We start from the raw sequence: 17,649 nt of genomic DNA on the forward strand, positions 1-17,649 counted from the left end.
GAGCAAACAGGAAGCGGCCCGCACCGGGCGCATCGCGCGTCGGCCGGGCCGCCCCGCCGGGGATCAGTGGGCGCCGGCCCGCTGGGCGAGGACGAAGGACTCGGCCTCCTCGCTGAGCTCCTTCGCGTGCGCCGTGGCCTCCTTGCGGTCGCTCGCGGCGGGCTTCGAGCCCCACAGCGGCCGGCCGTTGCTCTCGGGCACGATGTGCACGCAGATCAGACCGATCACGCCGGCGGCCATCAGGTAGATCGCGGGCCACATGAGGAAGTGGGTCCACGTCACCAGAGAGGTCATCACCGTGGAGGTGGTGCCGCCGAACAGCGAGATGGCGACGTTGAAGGAGATCGACAGGGCGCCCGCGCGCACGGCCGTCGGGAACAGCGACGGCAGCGTCGAGGGCATGGTGGCGCTGAAGCAGATCAGGCTCAGCCCCATGATGAGGAGGCCGAACATCACCGTGACATCGCTGTTCCCGCGGATCAGCAGCACCGAGGGGATCGAGAGCACGATGAGCGCGATCGAGCCGGCGCGCACCACGGCCTTGCGGCCCACGCGGTCGCTCAGGCGGCCGACCACGGGGATCAGGACCAGGCACATGACCATGACGATGATCTGCAGGATCGAGGAGGCGAGGTCGGAGACGCCGCCGCTGCCCTGGTACTCGCGGATCATCGGGAAGAACTGCGGCATGAACGCCGTGAGCATGTAGTTGGTGACGTTCCAGGCGAGCACGAGGCCCATGCACGCCAGCAGGTTCGGCCACAGGCGCAGGATGCCCTTGATCTCCCCGCGGCCCTTCTTCGTGTCCTCGGTCTCGGTGCTCACCGGGGCGCCGGCCTTCTTCGCGGCCTCCTTCTCCTCGACCTTGGCCTTGGCCTCCGCGTCCTGCTGCTTCTCGAGCTCGCGGTAAGCGGGGGTGTCCTCGAGCTTGGAGCGCAGGTAGACGCCGACGAGGCCCAGCGGCAGGGCGACGAAGAACGGCAGGCGCCAGCCCCAGCTGAGCAGCTGGTCCTGGGTGAGGATCGCGGTCATGATCGTCGCGACCGAGGCGCCCAGCACGTAGCCGCCGAAGGTGCCCACCTCGAGCAGGCTCCCGAAGAAGCCGCGGCGGCGGTCCGGGGCGTACTCGGCGATGAACGCCATCGCGTTGCCGTACTCGCCACCGGTCGAGAAGCCCTGGATCAGCCGGCAGGCCAGCAGCAGGAACGGAGCGGCGAGGCCGATCGTCGCGTAGTCGGGCAGGACGCCGATGAGGAAGGTGCCCAGCGCCATCATGATCATCGTGGTGGCGAGGACCGACTTGCGTCCGATGCGGTCCGCGAGCGGGCCGAAGAACATGCCGCCCAGAGGGCGGACCAGGAAGGCGACGGCGAACAGTGCGGCCACGATGATCGCGCCGGCGGCTCCCGCGTTCTTCGGGAGGAAGACTCCCTCGATGGTGACCTGCAGATATCCGTAGACGCCGAAGTCGTACCACTCCGTGATATTGCCGATGGCCGCGGCGCCGATCGCGCGACGGATCACCGAGGGTTCGGTGATGGTGACCTGCTCGGGACGCCACTTCTGCGGCGTATAGCTGATCGTGCTCAAAGAACTCCTCCTGCGTGCTCGATGAACGGGTGCGCTGGGCGCCGTCGTCCAGGAACCGCTCGTGCACCGTACTCCTGTGATCTCCCCGACACGGTGGGGAAGGCGCGCACGGGAACCGCCGAGCCCTCGCCCCTCACGCGGGCGTCGGCACGGGACTAGGGTCGTGGCAGGACACGACGAGGAGGCCGCGATGACGCAGTTCCAGGATTCCTACCCGTACGTGATCGTCGGCGCGGGAGTCGCCGCGGCCAGCGCCGTTGCGGGCATCCGCGAGAAGGATGGCACCGGCTCGATCGTCGTCCTCGGCGCGGAGCCCGACCCTCCCGTCTACCGACCCGATCTGTCCAAGACCCTGTGGCTGGACGCCGACGCGTCTCTCGAGGACTCGCTCCTGGATGTGACCGGAGAGGGCGTCGAGCTTCATACCTCGAGCACGGTCGCCGCGATCGACCCGGACGGGCATCGCGTCGAACTCGCCGACGGCACCCGCATCGGCTTCGAGCACCTGCTGATCGCGACGGGCGCGTCGCCGCGCACCGGCCCGATCGCGCCGGGCCCGCGCGTCATCCACTACCGCACGAGCGCCGACTACCGGGCTCTGCGCGCCGCGGCGAGGCCGGGCGCGCACGTCGCCGTGGTCGGCGGCGGGTACATCGGCGGCGAGATCGCCTCCGCGCTGCTCCAGAACGACGTCGAGGTGACGCTGGTCCTCCCCCACGGCACGGTCCAGCCCGGCATGTTCCCGCCGGACCTCTCGGACCGGGTCACCCGGAAGCTGGCCGCGAAGGGCGCCCGCATCGTCACCGGCCGTCTCGCCGGAGGATCGGAGGACGAGGACTCCGTGACCCTGGCCCTCGAGGACGGCACCGGGATCACCGCGGATGCGGCCGTGATCGGGATCGGCGTCACGCCGAACACGTCCCTCGCCCAGGAGGCGGGCATCGAGGTGGACGACGGGATCATCGTGGACGAGCTGCTGAGGACCTCGGCCGCCGACGTCTTCGCCGCCGGGGACGTCGCCTCCTACCCCGACGCCCTGCTGGGCAGGCGTCGCGTCGAGCACGTCGACAACGCCGAGACCATGGGGAAGGCCGCCGGCCGGGCGATGGCGGGCGACCTCACCCCCTACGAGCACACGCCGTTCTTCTGGTCGGACCTCCTCGAGGACGGCTACGAGGCGATCGGGGACCTCGACTCCTCGCGCGTCCTGCGCGAGGACGCCTCCGAGGACAGGTCCGCCGAGGTCGTCCTCTACGGGGCCGACGGACGGGTGCGCGGCGTGCTGCTGTGGAACACGTGGGACAGCGTCGACGCCGCCCGCGAGCTCATCGCCCAGACGCGCGAGACCCCGGTGGCCGGCCCCGAGGACCTGCGCGGCAGGATCAGCCCCGGCGGCTGAACGGTCCGCCCACTAGGCTCGCCCCCATGCACCGCATCTTCACCATGCCCGTGGCCGAGGTCTACCCGCACTACGTCACGAAGGCCGAGAAGAAGGGCCGCACCGAGGCCGAGGTGCGCGCGGCGATCACCTGGCTGACCGGCTTCGAGGATGCGACCATCCAGCATCACCTGGACGCGCGCACGACCTTCGAGGACTTCTTCGCCGAGGCGACGCTGAACCCCTCGAGTGCGCTCATCACGGGCTCGGTGTGCGGGGTGAAGGTCCAGGAGGTCGAGGATCCGCTCATGCAGCGGATCCGCTTCCTGGACAAGCTCGTCGACGAGATCGCCAAGGGCCGACCGATGGAGCAGGTGCTGCGCGACTGATCCCGGGCGCGCCGGATCAGGAGCGGGTGCGCTCGCTCCCGCGGTCGACCTCGGCGTCGCCCTGCTCGACCTCGGCCGATGTCGAGGCCCCCTCCGTGCCGCCACGGGTGCGCAGCAGGCTCGCGACCGTCGCGATCGCGACCACGAGGCCGATGAAGGACAGCGAGAACCAGATCGGGACCTCGGGCACCCACAGCAGCGGCTGGCCGCCGTTCACGAAGGGCAGCTCGTTCACGTGCAGGGCATGCATCACGAGCTTGACGCCGATGAAGGCGAGGATGATCGCGAGCCCCTGCGCGAGGTAGACGAGGCGCTGCAGCAGACCGCCGATGAGGAAGTACAGCTGACGCAGGCCCATCAGGGCGAAGGCGTTGGCCGTGAACACGATGTACGTCTGCTCGGTGAGTCCGAAGATCGCGGGGATCGAGTCGACGGCGAAGACGACGTCGACCACGCCGATGGTGAGCACCGTGAGCATGAGCGGGGTGACGAAGCGTCTGCCGTCGATGCGGGTCATGAAGCGGCCGCCGTCGTACTCGTCGCTGACCGGGAGGACGCGGCGCACCAGGCGCATGCTCCGGCCGTCGGTCGGATCGGAGTCCTCGGAGCCGAAGGCCTGGCGCCAGGCGAGCACGAGCAGCAGCGCGCCGAACACGTAGAAGGCCCAGGAGAGGTTCTCGATCAGCGTCGCGCCCACGGCGATGAAGGCGCCGCGCAGCACGAGGGCGATGACGATGCCGATCATCAGCACCTTCTGCTGATGGACCCTGGGCACGGCGAAGCTGGTCATGATGAGCAGGAACACGAAGAGGTTGTCGATCGACAGCGCCTTCTCCGTGAGGTAGCCCGCGAAGTACTCGCCGCCGTATCCCCATCCGGAGAAGACCCCGATGCCGACGCCGAACAGCAGAGCCAGGCCGATGTAGAGGGCGGACCAGCGGGCGGCCTCGCCGATCGAGGGCTCGTGCGGGGTGCGCACGTGCGCGAAGAACTCGTAGACGAAGAAGGCGACGGTCACGGCGAGCGTGATCGTCCAGACGAGGGGTGAGACGTCCAAGAAGGGCTCCTGAGGGGCTCGGGCATGCGATGGCTGCCAGAGTCTCCTTCGTCCTGGTCCCCCAGAACCGACGGCCCGGGTCGTGATCGCACGACCGTATTGACGAGCCCGCCGAGGCGAAGTACTCCCTCTGCACCGCAGACGCTACGGAGAGAAGGTGAACCGGAGCTGGGAACGGCCGGCTCGGTCCGCTCAGACCGCTCAGTCCGCGCGTTCCGCCCGGCGCGCGAGCCGCGAGGGCCACCACACGCTGCGCCCCACGTCGAAGGCGAGCGCCGGGACCAGCAGGGTGCGCACCACGAAGGTGTCCAGCAGGACCCCGAAGGCGACGATGAAGGCCAGCTGCGCGAGGAAGAGGATCGGGATCACGGCGAGCGCGGCGAAGGTGGCCGCGAGCACGATCCCGGCCGAGGTGATGACGCCGCCGGTGAGGGTGAGGCCGCGCAGGATCCCCGGTCTCGTGCCGTGCGCGAGGGACTCCTCGCGCACGCGGGTCATGAGGAAGATGTTGTAGTCGATGCCCAGGGCGACCAGGAACACGAAGCCGTACAGCGGCACGGCCGCGTCGGCCCCCGGGAAGTCGAGCACGTGGTCGAAGACGAGCGCGGAGACCCCGAGCGCCGCGCCGAAGGACAGGGCCGTGGTCGCGATGAGCAGCAGCGGCGCGAGCAGGGAGCGCAGCAGCAGCACGAGGATCGCCGCGATCACCGCGAGGACCACGGGGATGATGAGGTTCCGGTCGTGCACGGAGGCGTCGTCGGTGTCGATCGCGGTGGCGGTCTCTCCGCCCACGAGGGCATCCTGCGGCAGGTCCTCGCGCAGGTCGCGCACGGTGGTCTCGGCGGCCGCGGAGTCGGGGGCGTCGGCGAGCGTCGCCTCGAGCAGCACGCGGCCGTCCTCGACACGGGGAGCGGCCCCGCCCCGGATCCCGTCGGCCGTGACCGCGGCGCTGCCCGAGGGGGCGTCCGAGGAGCGTGCGCTCACCGACTCCACCCCGTCCGCGTCCAGGAGCCGGTCCGCCGTCTCCTGCAGCTGGCCCTGCGGGACGAGGATCTGGGCGGGGCTCCCGGAGCCGCCGGGGAAGTGCTCGCCGAGCACCTCCTGGCCGGTGCGGGCCTGGGAGTCGCCGAGGACGAGCTCGGACTGGGAGACGCCGTCGGCCCGCAGCTGGAGCAGGCCCGCGCAGGCGACGCACAGCACGAGCACCACACCGATCCAGAGCCGGCGCGGGTGGCGCTCGACGCGGCGGGCGACGCCGGCCCAGAGCCCGCGGGTCACGAGCCGCTCCTCGCTGCGCTCGGCCTCGGCGGGGTCGTAGAGAGGCCGACGGGGCCAGAACGCGGTGCGCCCCGCGAGGAACAGGAGCGCGGGCAGGAAGGTGAGCGCCGAGAGCATCGCGAAGGCGATGCCGATCGCGGCGACCGGCCCCAGCGTCGAGTTCGAGCGCAGGTCGCTCAGCAGCAGGCAGAGCAGGGCGGCGATCACCGTTCCGCCGGAGGCCAGGATCGGCTCGGCGGTGCCGCGGATCGCCCGCAGCAGCGCGACGCCGCGGTCGGGGACGGCCCGCAGCTCCTCGCGGTACCGGGCGACCATGAGGAGGGAGTAGTCGGTGGCGGCGCCGATCACGAGGATGAACAGGATGCCCTGGGTCTGCCCGCTCAGCAGCAGCACTCCCGCGTTCGCCAGGTGCCAGAGCACCGCGAGCGCCGCGCACAGTGCGAACATGCTGGTCGCGAGCACCATGAAGGGCAGGAGCGCCGAGCGGTAGACGATCAGGAGGATCGCGAGCACGGCGGCGAGCGCGACGCCCAGCAGCAGGCCGTCGATGCCGGAGAAGGCCTCCGTGAGGTCGCCCGAGAAGCCCGCGGGCCCGGTGACGTACGAGGTCGTCCCCTCGGGCAGGTCCGCCGCAAGGGCGGTCTCGAGGTCGGAGACCGCCGCGCCGAGGTCCGCATCCGCGTCCAGGGGCACGAAGGATTCGACGGCCCGGCCGTCGTCCGAGGGGATCGGCGGCGAGGCGCTCCCGGCGGCCTGGTCGATGTCCTCGGCGGAGGCGAGGGCGTCCTGGACGCCGCGCAGCTGGTCCTCGCTGAGCGTCCCATCGCCCGCGCCGTCGGTGGTGACGACCACGATCGCGGGGATGGTGTCCCCCTCGGTGAAGGCCTCGGCGGCCTTCTGCACCTGCGTCGCCTCGGCCGAGGTCGGGAGGTAGGCGGTCCGGTCGTTGGAGGAGACCTCGTCGATGCGGCCGAACAGGGGTCCGCCGACGGAGGCTCCCGCGAGCCAGAGCACCACGAGCAGCGCGGGCAGCACGATCCGCACGGCGCGGATCCAGCGGGTCCGGGGCGGGGGCGTGCCGCGGTGGGTCATGGAGGACTCCGTCCAGAGATTGCTAGCCTGGCGAGCAATCTACCCCATCGCCGCCCCATCACGACCCCGCCCCCGCCCATCGCCGCCGGTCCGGTCGCGGGCGGTGGCTACGCTGTCGCCCATGAGCACGAGCCCCGAGCCGCACTCCCCCTCCCCGTGGCGGGTGCAGGACATCGACGCGAGCGACCCGTCCGGGGAGCTCGTGGACCGCTCGGGGCTCACGCGCGAGGCGATCACGGGGATCGACGAGCTGATGGCGGCCCTCGTGGAGCTGCGGCGCACCGAGGAGGAGCTGCGCGAGGCCTCCGAGGCGTACATGCAGCTGAACTCGACGGACATGCGCGCGCTGCACTACCTCATCGCCGCGGCCCATCGCGGCGAGCGGCCGACGGCCGCGGCCCTGGGCTCGGAGCTGCGGATCTCGAGCGCCTCGACGACGAAGCTGCTGGACCGCCTCGAGCGCGGCGGGCACGTCCACCGCCGCGCGCACCCCTCGGACCGCCGCGCGATCACGATCGAGGTGGCGCCCGCGACGCGGCAGGCGGCCATGGAGACCATGGGACGTCAGCAGGCGGGTCGCTTCCGGGCCGCCGCGCGCCTCACCGACGCCGAGCGCGAGACGATCACGTCGTTCCTGCGCTCGATGGCCCGCGAGATCTCCGTCGAGGACGCTCCGTGGGCGCGTGGGGCACGACCGCCCGCACCCGCCCCCTCCCCTTCCAGAGAACCGAGGACCTGACGATGACGTCCCAGCCGGTGCCCGTCGCCGCCCCGCACACCCTGCCCGGATCGCCCTGGTACGAGCGCCTCTCCTGGCTGTTCGTCCTGGTCGTCGGGGTGCTCGCCTACATCGTGGTCTTCGTGGTCATGCTGCTCACGCGCAACACCACCCTGCTGCCGACCGTGCTGCTCGTGGGCGCCGGGACCGTGCCGCTCACGGTTCTGCTGGCCGCGCAGACCACGCGCCGCGGGATCCTGGTGCCGATCCCGATCGTCCTGCTGACGGTCGGCGTCGGCGGCCTCCTCGCCGTCACCCTCGCGGGCTTCCTCGAGACGATCGCGGCGCTGCTCCTCGGCCAGGAATCCATCCTGCTGGTCGGGATCATCGAGGAGACCGCGAAGCTGATCGTCCCGCTGCTCGTCCTCGCCATCGCGCACCGCGCCACCCGCGGCGGCGGGATCGCCGTCGGCATCGCGGCCGGGACGGGCTTCGCGGTGCTCGAGACGATGGGCTACGGGTTCAACGCCCTGCTCGAGCGCGGTGGCGGCCTCGCGGCGCTCGACTCGACGCTGGTCCTGCGCGCGATCCTCGTCCCGGCGGGCCACGTGGCGTGGACGGGCGCGATCTGCGCCGCCGTCTGGCACCTCGTCGAGGGACGGCGCAAGGGTCTCGCGGTGCTCGAGCTGGCGCTCACGTATGTGGTCGCGGTCGTCCTGCACACGGCCTGGGACGCGACGTCGAGCGCGGTGCTGCACGTGCTGATCGGGGTCGTGAGCGTGGGCGCGCTCGTGTTCCTCATCCTGCGCGCGCACCGGACGCACGTGAGAGCGCTGGAGGGCGCTACCGGCGACCCGCGCTGAGGCGACCCTCTCCCCTCACTCCCCTCACCAGGAGCGCGCGGCACTCTCGAGGGCCTCGCGCACGCGGACCACGGCAGGATTGCACTCGGCGCCGGGCCGCTGGACCAGGAACAGCGTGTTCAGGGGCGGCACGTCCTCACCCCCGAGGTCCACGAGGTCCCCGGCCTCGAGGTCCTCGCGGCACAGCGACCGCGGCAGCACGCTCGCGCCGGCCCCCGCGCGCACGGCCGCGAGGACGGCGTGCAGGGTGGGGGCGATGAGCGCGGCCCCGGGAGGCTGCGCGCCGAACACGGAGCGCCAGTAGCGGCGCACGATCGGCATGTCCTCGGCGATGCTCACGAGCGGCACCTCCCGCAGCGCACGGCAAAGGCTCTCCCCGTCCCCGCGCCCCTCGAGTCGGCGCGCCCAGTCGGGGGCGACGACCAGCACGTACTCCTCGTCGCTGAGCGGCGTCGCCGCGAGCGCTCGGCCCCGCGGCCGACGGGTCGTGATCACCAGGTCGTGGACCCCCTCGCGCAGCGACTCGAGGAGCTCGTCGGTGAGCCCCTCGGCCGTGCGCAGCTGCACGCCCTCGGCGACGAGCGGGGCGAGGGCTGGGAGCACGCGCGAGCACAGCAGCTCGGCGGGGCCCGCGAGATGGACGGGGGTGGCGACGCCGTCGAGATCGCACTCGTCGGTGCGCAGGGCATCGAGGGCGTCGAGCGGTCCGCGCACGCGCTCGGCCAGCTCGTGCGCGTAGGGCGTGGGCTCCACGCCGCGCGGCAGGCGCGTGAACAGCGAGCGGTCCACCTGCGCCTCGAGGGCACGGATCTGCGTGGTGACCGAGGGCTGGCTGAGACGGAGCGCGCGCGCCGCCGCGGTGAAGGAGCCGGCCCGGTGGACGGCGAGGAAGGTGCGCAGCAGGTTGAGGTCGAGGACGGGAGTGGTCACGACCCCATCCTACCGCCCGACCCATACGCGAACACATGTCCGCCATAGGCGCAGCTATTGGACTCCCGTCGCACCGAGGTATAACTTCGTCGATGTCAGTCAGCGTCGCTGCCATGTCCGGGATCGCCATCGCGAGGTCCCTCGCCCTGGGGCGCGCGGACGCGGCGGGCGGCGCTCGTCCCCCAGCTTCGAGGAGCCGTGGCATGAGCCGCACCCTGTTCGACCCCATCACCCTGCGCGATCTCACCGTGCGCAACCGCGTGTGGGTCCCGCCGATGTGCCAGTACATGGTCGAGAAGACCGACGGGGTCGTCGCCCCGTGGCATCTCATGCACTACGGCTCGTTCGCGCGCGGCGGCGCGGGCGCCGTGATCGTCGAGGCGACCGGCGTGGTCCCCGAGGGGCGCATCAGCCCGCAGGACCTGGGCCTGTGGAACGACGCGCAGCGCGATGCCCTGCGCGGCGTCGTCGACCTCGTGCACTCCCTGGGCGCCGCCGCCGGCATCCAGCTCGCACATGCGGGTCGCAAGGCGTCGACCTACAGCGAGTGGGGAAACGCGGCGCCCGGCACCTCGATCCCCGCCGCCGACGGCGGCTGGGAGACCGTCGGCCCCTCGGATCTGCCCTTCGGCGATCTGGCCGCGCCGCGAGCGCTCGACGCGGCCGGGATCGACGGCGTCATCGAGGCCTTCGTCGCCGCCGCCCGCCGCGCCGTCGAGGCCGGGATGGACATGATCGAGATCCACGGGGCCCACGGCTACCTGATCCACGAGTTCCTCTCCCCGCTCAGCAACGTCCGCACCGACGAGTACGGCGGCAGCCTCGAGAACCGCGCGCGGCTGCTGCTGGGCATCGTCGATGCCGTGCGCGGGTCGATCCCCGAGGGCATGCCCCTGCTGGTGCGGCTCTCGGCGACCGACTGGGTCGAGGACGGCCTGCACGTCGAGGACACGGTGCGCGTGGCGGGATGGCTGCGCGAGCACGGCGTGGACATGGTGGACATCTCCTCGGGAGGCAACAGCCCCGAGGCGCAGATCCCCGTCGGCCCCGGCTACCAGACGCCGCTCGCGACGGCCGTGAAGCAGGGCGCGGGGATGCCGGTCTCGGCCGTCGGCATGATCGACGAGCCCTGGCAGGCCGAGCAGATCACCGCGACGGGCCTCGCGGACGTGGTGCGCGTGGGCCGCGAGTTCCTGCGCGATCCGAGCTTCGCGATCCGCACGGCCCTCGCGCTGCGCGTCGCGGAGCCGCCCATCCCGACCCCCTACCTCCGCGCCTACCGCCAGCAGCTGCGCGGCTGACGCAGGGCAGGGGCCGGCGGGTCACAGCCCCAGCAGGGAGTGCACGGAGGCGGTGCGCTCGGCGAGCAGACGGGGCACGTCGGCCGAGGCGGCGGCGAGGCTCTCCGCCTCGGCGTCACGGTCCGGCCGATCACGCGTCGGCCCGTCGCTCGCCGGGCCCCGCCCCAGCACCCGGTCGACGGCGGCGGCGAAGGTCTCCGTGGCGATGTCGTCCCGCGCGTGCGAGCCGTGCAGCGGCACGCCCGCCATCAGCGGGTCCATGAAGCCGCGCAGGAGGCACTGCAGGGAGAAGGCCTGGTGATCGGCCTCGCACACGAGGCACACCAGGCCGCGCTCGCGCCAGATCCCGACCATCTCGGCGACCAGGCCGACGGGCATGAGCTGCCGCGTGAGCTGCACCGTGCGGGGGTCGTCGACCGCGTCGCCCAGGAGGTCCCCGTCGGCGCGCTGCAGCGCGCACACCAGGACCCGCGAGCGCAGGCTCTCGACCAGATGCAGGCAGAGCCGGTCGGGCCGCGCGCGTCCGGGGTCCTCGCGCAGCGCGCGGGACACGCGGCGAGAGGCCTCGAGCAGGTACCGGGCGATGAGGCCGACCATGAGGTCCTGGTCGGAGCTCCACAGCCGACGTGCGCCGGCGGGTTCGACCCGCGCGGCGCTGATCACCTCGTCGAGGGTCACCGCGGCGCCGGGCTGCTGGGCGAGCACTTCGCGCGCGGAGTCCAGGACCCGCTGGGCGATGGGGTCCCGGCTCTCGGGCAGGAGGGCGCCGGCGCGTCGAGCGTGCACGCGAGTCCCCTGCTCCCCCATGCGTCTCCCCTCGTCACTCCTGCGGCTGGTCCGACGGACTGCTCTCTCCGTCCGGGACGGGCCGGGCGAGTCCGATTTGAACGACCTGTCCGATCCGCCTCACCGGCAGAGAATACGTCATCGCACGGCCGGTCCAGGTGCGGGGTCGGTGCGGGAGACCGGCGGCCCGGACGACGCGCCGCGTCCGGTCGGGCGCGTGGTCCGCGGCGCGGGCATCAGGCCTGGTCGTCCGCGACGTCCCCGGGGTCCGCGTCGCTCCCGTCGGCCGCAGCCCGGCTCCCGTCTCCGTGGGGCCGCGACCCGGGGAGGGGCCGACGGGCGGTGCCGCGGAAGGCGCGGTAGCCCCAGATCGTCATCACGATCACGACCGCCCACGACGCGGCGAGGACGACGCCGATCATGACTCCCGGGTCGGCGAGGAAGGCCCCGATCGCGACGAGCGAGACCTGGCCGGGGATGCAGGCGATGAGCGAGGCGGTGAGGAACTCGCGCTGGGTGATGCCGAAGGCTCCCGCCCCGTAGTTCACCGGCCAGTAGGGCAGGCCCGGCATCACCCGCAGGAGGAAGACCGCGGCGAAGCCGCCGTTCTCGAGCCGGTCACCGACGGTGCGGGCATGGCTGCCCAGGATCTTGCCGACGACGCCGCGGCCCAGCAGCCGGGCGATCCAGTAGGCGCCCCAGCAGCCCAGCATCACGCCGACGATCGAGAGCACGCCTCCCTCGAGCACGCCGAAGAGCATGCCGCCCGCGACCGCCATGATCGTCACCGGGATCGGCGTCAGCGCGACCACGGCGTAGAGCAGGGCGAAGACTAGGAAGGCCGCCCAGCCGTAGTCCTCGAGGCGCTGCTGGAGGACGTCCAGCGAGGGCAGGCGCACGGTGAGGGCGAGCCACACCATGAGCAGCACCACCGCGACGAGCGCCAGCGACCGCAGCACGGGCAGCGGCTCGAACCGGCGCGGCGGATGCTCGTGCGGGGAGCGCTCGGGCGGGGCGGTCTCGCCGCGGGGCGCGGCGGGATCCCCGGATGCGGGCGGCGTGGCGTCCCCGCTCAGGAATCCGTGGACTGGGCGAGGAAGTCCTCGGCGCCGCCGACGAGCTCCACGTGCCCGGTCTTCACGTCGGCCGTGGCCATCTTCGCGACCTCGGCCGCGAACTCGGCGACCGAGTACAGGCGGCCGGCGGCCTCGCGGCGCGCGTCCAGGGCGCCGGGCTCGGCGCGGTTCAGCAGGGTCGCGGTGACCGTGCCCTCGATCATGTCGCCGGAGACGACGACGAGGTCGATGCCCTTGGCCTCGAGCTCGGGGATGCGCTCGACCAGGGCGTCCTCGCCGGCGCGCTTGGACAGCGCCACCGCGACGTACTGGTCCATGGTCTCGACGTCGCGGATGAAGTGGGCCTGGTGGCTGGTCACGAAGACGACGCGGCCGCCGTCGGTCATGAGCTCGGTGCCGGCGAGCAGCGCGTCGAGCTGCGCGTCGCGATTCAGGCGCATCGCGTAGTCCTCGCCGAGGTCGGCCTCCATGCCGCCGGAGGCGTTGAGGACCAGCACGTCCAGGCTGCCGAAGGCGTCGACGGCCGCGCGCATGAGGCCGCGCACCTCCTCGGGGCTGGTGAGGTCGGCGCCGACGGCGATCGCGCGGCCGCCGGCCTCCTCGATCTCCTTGACGACCTTGTTGGCGCGGGGCGCCTTCTGCCGGTAGTTGATGACCACGTCCGCGCCCTGGGCGGCGAGCAGCTTCGCGGTGTCCGCGCCGACGCCGCGCGAGGATCCGGTGATGACGGCGGTCTTGCCTGCGAGGGACGTCGACGACATGGTGCTGCTCCTTCGATGGGGTCTGGGCGCCGGTGCGCGACCGGCATCGTCCCGAGGCTACCGGACGCTCAGAGCTCCCGGACCACCCGTGCGGGGCTCCCCACGGCGAGGACGCCGGGCTGCACGTCGGACGTCACGACAGAGCCCGCGCCGATCACGGATCCCGCGCCGATGGTGACGCCGGGGCAGACGATGACGCCGCCGCCCAGCCACACGTCGTCCTCGAGCGTGATCGGCTCGGCCGCCTCCCAGCCCTGGGCGCGCGCCTCGCGCTCGAGCGGGTGGATCGGGGTGAGCAGCTGGATGTTCGGGCCCAGCTGGCAGCGCTCGCCGATGCGGACGTCGACGACGTCGAGTGCGACGAGCCCGAAGTTCACGAAGGTGCCGGCGCCGATGAACAGCCGACTGCCGTAGTCGGCGCGCAGGGGCGCCCGCACGTGGGCCCCCTCCCCCAGGCCTCCGAGCAGGCCGCCGAGGATGCCCTGGGAGGCGTCGGGATCCTGGGCGTAGACGTCGTTGAAACGGGCGGTCTCGCGCAGGGCGCGACGGAACTGCCGCTGGATGTCGGGGTCGTCGGCGATGTACCAGTCCCCGGCGAGCATCCGCTCGAGCTGGCTGCGGGGGTCGTCGGGCTCGACGGCGAAGGGCTTCATGCGCACGAGCCTACGGGCGAGGGGCGGGTGGTGGAGGCCGGGGCGCGGGTGGTGGAGACCGGGATCAGCGCCCCGCGAGCCGCATGCCGAGCGACGGGGCGACGTCCACGAAGCCGGTCGCGTCGTAGAGCCGGCGCCCGGGCGGATCGGCGATCAGCGTGATGTAGGGGTCGGGCGGGGCGGCGGCGCGGATCCTCTCGATGAGGAGGTCCAGGAGGACGCGGCCGATGCCGCGGCCCTGCTGGGCGGGCGCGGTCGCCATGTCGGCGATGTGGAAGTACCACCCGCCGTCGCCGATCACCCGGCCCATCGCGACGAGGGCCCCGTCGGCGTCGCGCACGATCTGCCAGGCCCAGCTGCCTGCGAGGATCGGCGCCGCCTGCTCGGGAGTCCTCGGGCTGAGCCCGGAGGCGATGCGCAGGCGCACGTACTCGTCGACGGCGGGCGCCTCCGTGCTCGCGACGAGGCCATCCGGCAGAGTCCAGGGCGGGAGATGCGAGGTCATGCTCGTCATCTTCGCAGTCGGTGGGCTCCGCGGGATACTGGGGCGATGCCCTCCCCCGGCCCCTCCAATGACCCCGGCGACTCCCTGCGGCACGACGGCCGCGAGCGTGGCGCTGGTCCTGCGGCTGCTGCTGCTCCGGCCCCCTCCCCTGAGCCCAATCCGACTCCCGCTCCTGATGATTCCTGCCTCTGCGGCAGCGGAGAGGCCTTCGCCTCCTGCTGCGGACCGATCCTCGCCGGCGATCATCACGCCCCGACCGCCGAGGCGCTGATGCGATCGCGCTTCTCGGCCTTCGCCCTCGGTGACACCGCGCACCTTCGGCGCAGTTGGGACGCGGCGCAGCGCCCGTCGGCCGCGGAGCTCGAGGCGTCGGACGACGATGACCTGCGCTGGCAGAAGCTGCGGATCCTGGACGTGGTCGCGGGCGGTCCTGGCGATGCGGAGGGAGTCGTGGAGTTCGTGGCGATCGCGCGTGGGAGCGCGGGCAAGGTGCGTCTGCGCGAGCGCTCGCGATTCCGGCGGGTGGAGGAGGCGCCGGGGTGGGTCTACGTCGACGGGGAGATCCGCGGCTGACGCGGACGGTGAGCGGGGCGCGGGTCCTCGGACGCAGTTCGCCCCCGGTACGCGGAACGTTCCGCGCCGGGGGCGAGCATGTGCGCTGCGGGTCAGCGGCGGAAGAGGCCCTTCACGGTGCTGACGGCCTCGTTGGCCCAGCGGGCGACGGCGTTCTTGGGGTTCACGCGGTCCACGAGCTCGTCGATGTCCGAGGCCAGGTTGTCCTGGCGCCTCGTCGCCTCCTGGCGCATGTCCTCCAGGGACACCTTGTTCTTCTTGGCCACGGCTGCCTCCGGGTCGTCGGGTGCTGACGGATCCGATCGTATCGTGCACACGGAGCTGCCGCGTCCGGACCGCTACTCTGGTGCGGCGCGCGAGTGGCGGAACTGGCAGACGCGCTGGATTTAGGTTCCAGTGCCCGAGGGCGTGCGGGTTCGAGTCCCGCCTCGCGCACCTATCCCACATTTCGTGCGGACCTCGGATGCGAGGCAGTGGCACGCTGCGGTTGCCAGCCCGGGCCCGCACCCTGTTTTCGGGCGTGCGTGTAGAGGGGCACGGTGGTGTGTCCCTCTACAGGTGGGGTTCTGACCTGGATCCCCTGCGAGGGGCGGACCGACTCGGCCCGTCAGAAGGGTGGTGGTCCGGGGTCGAACTTCGGAGGCGGATCCTGTCGCTTGCGTGGTTTTCGGGTGGTGGCGCTGATGGGGATGTCTCCGTCGTAGTGGAACGTCGGGAGCGGTTGGTATCGGCGCCGAACGGGTTTCTCGACGGGGACTTCTTCCAGGTCAGCTGCTCCGGCGTGGTCCATGTCCACGCGTGGCCAAGGGTCAGGTGGCCCGGGCCGGATCGGCCACGGCGAGTCCAGGCGCGAGGGATCGGGAGACGGTGCCTCTGCGCTGGTCCCGTCCTCTGCCTCGCGTTGCTGCGTGAAGTCGTCCTGCCTGCGTTGCATCGAGTCCCAGACCGCGTCGAGCTGTGCGACGGCTTGTGGGGTGAGGAGGTCGGTGTCGTCTTCGCGGAATACGCGGAAGCGTTCATGCATCTCCCACACGGTGCCCGCGGTCCCTGCCGGGGATTCGTCGGCCTCCACGCGGACGGGGTCGAGTTTGCCTGCGGTTTTCATCGCGTGGTGGAACCAGCACAGGAAGTGCAGGTTCTCCACCGCCGTCCGACCACCACACACGGGATCGGCATGGTTGTACTCGACGATGTGGTCGGCTTCGGAGGCCACGGAAGCGGCGCGTTCGCAGCCGGGGACGCCGCAGGACTGGCCGCGCAGGCGGAGGTGTTCGAGCATCGCCCCCGTGGGCCGGTACTTGTCCGCCGGCCGCGGCAGAAACTCCCCGCTCGAGGGATCTGTGAGGACTCGGAACCATTCCTCGCTCTTCCCGGCGATCTCTCTCGCCATCTGCGCGGGAATCGGGGTCCCGTCCTCGAGCACACCCGGTGCGTCGTCGCCGCCGGCCAGGGTGAGGAAGGGGACGAGGACGTTCAGACGGAATCTGGCTTCGGGCACGGTGATGCCGCCGGTGTCGAGCTGGGCGGCGTGGGCGAGGTGGTACCGGATCAGGTTCAGCGACAGGGGCATGCCCTCGTTCTCGACCTGACGATCCGGATCCAGCGGGATCTCCGTGCCCTCCATCAGGGCGTGACGCTGGGCGTTCTGGATCGCCCGCGCCGCCTGATCGAACTTCCCGGCGAGGGCTTTGATCTCCGGGGCCGGGCCGATGATCCGCAGGGAGGCCACGCCGTCGAGTGTTCCGGGGTCCAGGACCATGCGGCGGCGGGTCGCGGAGACTTCTTCGGGTTCTTTCGGGTGTCGCTGCTGAATCTTCGTCACCAGGAGGTCGAGGCATTTCGTGAACACTCTCGGCATGATCGCCAGACACCACGAGGCGACCGTGACATCCACCAGCACCATTTCCGCCGGCGTGAAATCCGCGGTGCGCCGCAGCAGGGTCCGGAACCATTCCGCAGGGAATTCACCCGCCTCCAGGGCTTGGGTGCAGCGAGGCAGGAGGTCCACGGCCCGGTGGGCGTCGGTGATGGCTTTGGCGGCCTGGCCGCGGGTGCACCGCATCGCGACAGCGACCATCAGGTCCTTCTGCTCGACCTCAAAGGGGTCGGCGTCCATGTCCTCGCGTCCCGCCCAGAACGGTGCCAGGGCCACGAACCGGCGGGAGAGCTCATAGGACTCGTCGACGCCCTCGTCCCACAGGGCACGGACCTGCGCGGTGAGCTCCGCATCCGGGCGGGCCTTCACCCTGCGCGCCACGACATCACGGCAGACAGGCTTCTTGGATTCCTTCACGACGAACAAGGGCTTCACACCCTCCGGGGGCGCGGCCACGAACCGGGGCGTGTGGACATGCATGTCCTCCCGCTGACGCTCGGACATCTTCTCCAAGTCATCGAGGATCGTGAACGTCGACTCGATTGCCGCCTCTCCGGGAAGGTCCAGACGACCCTGCGACTCCGGCTGCTCCACCGCACTCATGTCACCCGCCCCCTTCCCCGGCATTCCACGGCCCCACACGAGATATCTTGATCGGGACACTGATTCGACTGGCGCAATCACAAGATTCGTCGACCTCACCAATGAAGTCGTTGCCGTCCGCTCTCGATATGTCCGATTCTATCCCGCCGCGCCACCGAAAACCAGAGCTCAATCGAGAATGTGGATAAACCTGCGGATATTCCCCGCTTCGTCTGCATCC

Annotated in this window: 17 protein-coding genes and 1 tRNA gene; 7 read left to right on the plus strand and 11 right to left on the minus strand. The window is 71.6% G+C overall.

Going from position 1 to position 17,649, the window contains the following annotated elements:
• Positions 1-63: 63 nt before the first annotated feature.
• Entirely contained in the window at positions 64-1,590 is a 1,527-nt protein-coding gene (locus ACFQ53_RS04200; RefSeq protein ID WP_377855758.1) for an MFS transporter, read from the minus strand.
• 190 nt (positions 1,591-1,780) lie between these two features.
• Between ACFQ53_RS04200 and ACFQ53_RS04205 the strand changes: the two genes are divergently transcribed.
• Positions 1,781-2,989 (plus strand): NAD(P)/FAD-dependent oxidoreductase, encoded by a 1,209-nt coding sequence (locus ACFQ53_RS04205; RefSeq protein ID WP_377855761.1) that lies wholly within the window; start codon positions 1,781-1,783, stop codon positions 2,987-2,989.
• A 26-nt stretch (positions 2,990-3,015) separates the two neighbouring features.
• Positions 3,016-3,357 (plus strand): DUF2200 domain-containing protein, encoded by a 342-nt coding sequence (locus ACFQ53_RS04210; RefSeq protein WP_377855764.1) that lies wholly within the window; start codon positions 3,016-3,018, stop codon positions 3,355-3,357.
• 16 nt (positions 3,358-3,373) lie between these two features.
• On the opposite strand, the gene ACFQ53_RS04215 is transcribed toward ACFQ53_RS04210, so the two are convergent.
• Entirely contained in the window at positions 3,374-4,414 is a 1,041-nt protein-coding gene (locus tag ACFQ53_RS04215) for a TerC family protein (RefSeq protein ID WP_377855767.1), read from the minus strand.
• A gap of 201 nt (positions 4,415-4,615) precedes the next feature.
• A complete protein-coding gene (locus ACFQ53_RS04220) occupies positions 4,616-6,784 on the minus strand; it encodes an MMPL family transporter (RefSeq protein WP_377855770.1) in 2,169 nt (722 codons plus the stop codon).
• Positions 6,785-6,905: 121 nt separating this feature from the next.
• Here ACFQ53_RS04220 and ACFQ53_RS04225 point away from each other — a divergent pair, with 121 nt between their 5' ends.
• Both ACFQ53_RS04225 and ACFQ53_RS04230 read left to right on the plus strand, forming a co-directional pair.
• Entirely contained in the window at positions 6,906-7,523 is a 618-nt protein-coding gene (locus ACFQ53_RS04225) for a MarR family winged helix-turn-helix transcriptional regulator (protein ID WP_377855773.1), read from the plus strand.
• 2 nt (positions 7,524-7,525) lie between these two features.
• Entirely contained in the window at positions 7,526-8,365 is an 840-nt protein-coding gene (locus ACFQ53_RS04230) for a PrsW family intramembrane metalloprotease (RefSeq protein WP_377855776.1), read from the plus strand.
• Positions 8,366-8,389: 24 nt separating this feature from the next.
• Here ACFQ53_RS04230 and ACFQ53_RS04235 read toward each other — a convergent pair whose 3' ends face one another.
• Complete coding sequence (locus ACFQ53_RS04235) at positions 8,390-9,295, minus strand: LysR family transcriptional regulator (RefSeq protein ID WP_377855779.1); 906 nt, start codon at positions 9,293-9,295, stop codon at positions 8,390-8,392.
• A gap of 203 nt (positions 9,296-9,498) precedes the next feature.
• On the opposite strand from ACFQ53_RS04235, the gene ACFQ53_RS04240 reads away from it, so the two are divergent.
• On the plus strand, positions 9,499-10,596 hold the full coding sequence (locus ACFQ53_RS04240; RefSeq protein ID WP_377855782.1) for an NADH:flavin oxidoreductase/NADH oxidase: 1,098 nt from the start codon (positions 9,499-9,501) through the stop codon (positions 10,594-10,596).
• A gap of 21 nt (positions 10,597-10,617) precedes the next feature.
• On the opposite strand, the gene ACFQ53_RS04245 is transcribed toward ACFQ53_RS04240, so the two are convergent.
• The 5 genes from ACFQ53_RS04245 to ACFQ53_RS04265 form a co-directional block, all read right to left on the minus strand.
• On the minus strand, positions 10,618-11,382 hold the full coding sequence (locus ACFQ53_RS04245) for a hypothetical protein (RefSeq protein WP_377855785.1): 765 nt from the start codon (positions 11,380-11,382) through the stop codon (positions 10,618-10,620).
• 236 nt (positions 11,383-11,618) lie between these two features.
• On the minus strand, positions 11,619-12,341 hold the full coding sequence (locus tag ACFQ53_RS04250; RefSeq protein WP_377855787.1) for a TVP38/TMEM64 family protein: 723 nt from the start codon (positions 12,339-12,341) through the stop codon (positions 11,619-11,621).
• Between the two features lie 113 nt (positions 12,342-12,454).
• Complete coding sequence (locus ACFQ53_RS04255; RefSeq protein WP_377855790.1) at positions 12,455-13,219, minus strand: SDR family oxidoreductase; 765 nt, start codon at positions 13,217-13,219, stop codon at positions 12,455-12,457.
• 68 nt (positions 13,220-13,287) lie between these two features.
• A complete protein-coding gene (locus tag ACFQ53_RS04260; protein ID WP_377855793.1) occupies positions 13,288-13,872 on the minus strand; it encodes a sugar O-acetyltransferase in 585 nt (194 codons plus the stop codon).
• A 64-nt stretch (positions 13,873-13,936) separates the two neighbouring features.
• Positions 13,937-14,377 (minus strand): GNAT family N-acetyltransferase, encoded by a 441-nt coding sequence (locus ACFQ53_RS04265; protein ID WP_377855796.1) that lies wholly within the window; start codon positions 14,375-14,377, stop codon positions 13,937-13,939.
• Between the two features lie 45 nt (positions 14,378-14,422).
• Here ACFQ53_RS04265 and ACFQ53_RS04270 point away from each other — a divergent pair, with 45 nt between their 5' ends.
• Positions 14,423-14,950 carry a YchJ family protein gene (locus tag ACFQ53_RS04270; protein WP_377855799.1) on the plus strand — a complete coding sequence of 176 codons (528 nt, stop codon included), beginning with the start codon at positions 14,423-14,425 and terminating at the stop codon, positions 14,948-14,950.
• Between the two features lie 92 nt (positions 14,951-15,042).
• On the opposite strand, the gene ACFQ53_RS04275 is transcribed toward ACFQ53_RS04270, so the two are convergent.
• Positions 15,043-15,216 (minus strand): DUF3618 domain-containing protein, encoded by a 174-nt coding sequence (locus ACFQ53_RS04275; RefSeq protein ID WP_228358047.1) that lies wholly within the window; start codon positions 15,214-15,216, stop codon positions 15,043-15,045.
• 87 nt (positions 15,217-15,303) lie between these two features.
• Here ACFQ53_RS04275 and ACFQ53_RS04280 point away from each other — a divergent pair.
• Positions 15,304-15,385: transfer RNA gene (locus ACFQ53_RS04280), tRNA-Leu, on the plus strand.
• Positions 15,386-15,557: 172 nt separating this feature from the next.
• Here the strand turns inward: ACFQ53_RS04280 and ACFQ53_RS04285 are convergent.
• Positions 15,558-17,429, minus strand: a complete 1,872-nt coding sequence (locus tag ACFQ53_RS04285) for a DUF222 domain-containing protein (RefSeq protein ID WP_377855803.1) — start codon at positions 17,427-17,429, stop codon at positions 15,558-15,560.
• Positions 17,430-17,649 lie beyond the last annotated feature (220 nt).

The sequence above is a fragment of the Brachybacterium sp. NPDC056505 genome, from assembly GCF_042794925.1.
GTDB lineage: Bacteria > Actinomycetota > Actinomycetes > Actinomycetales > Dermabacteraceae > Brachybacterium > Brachybacterium kimchii.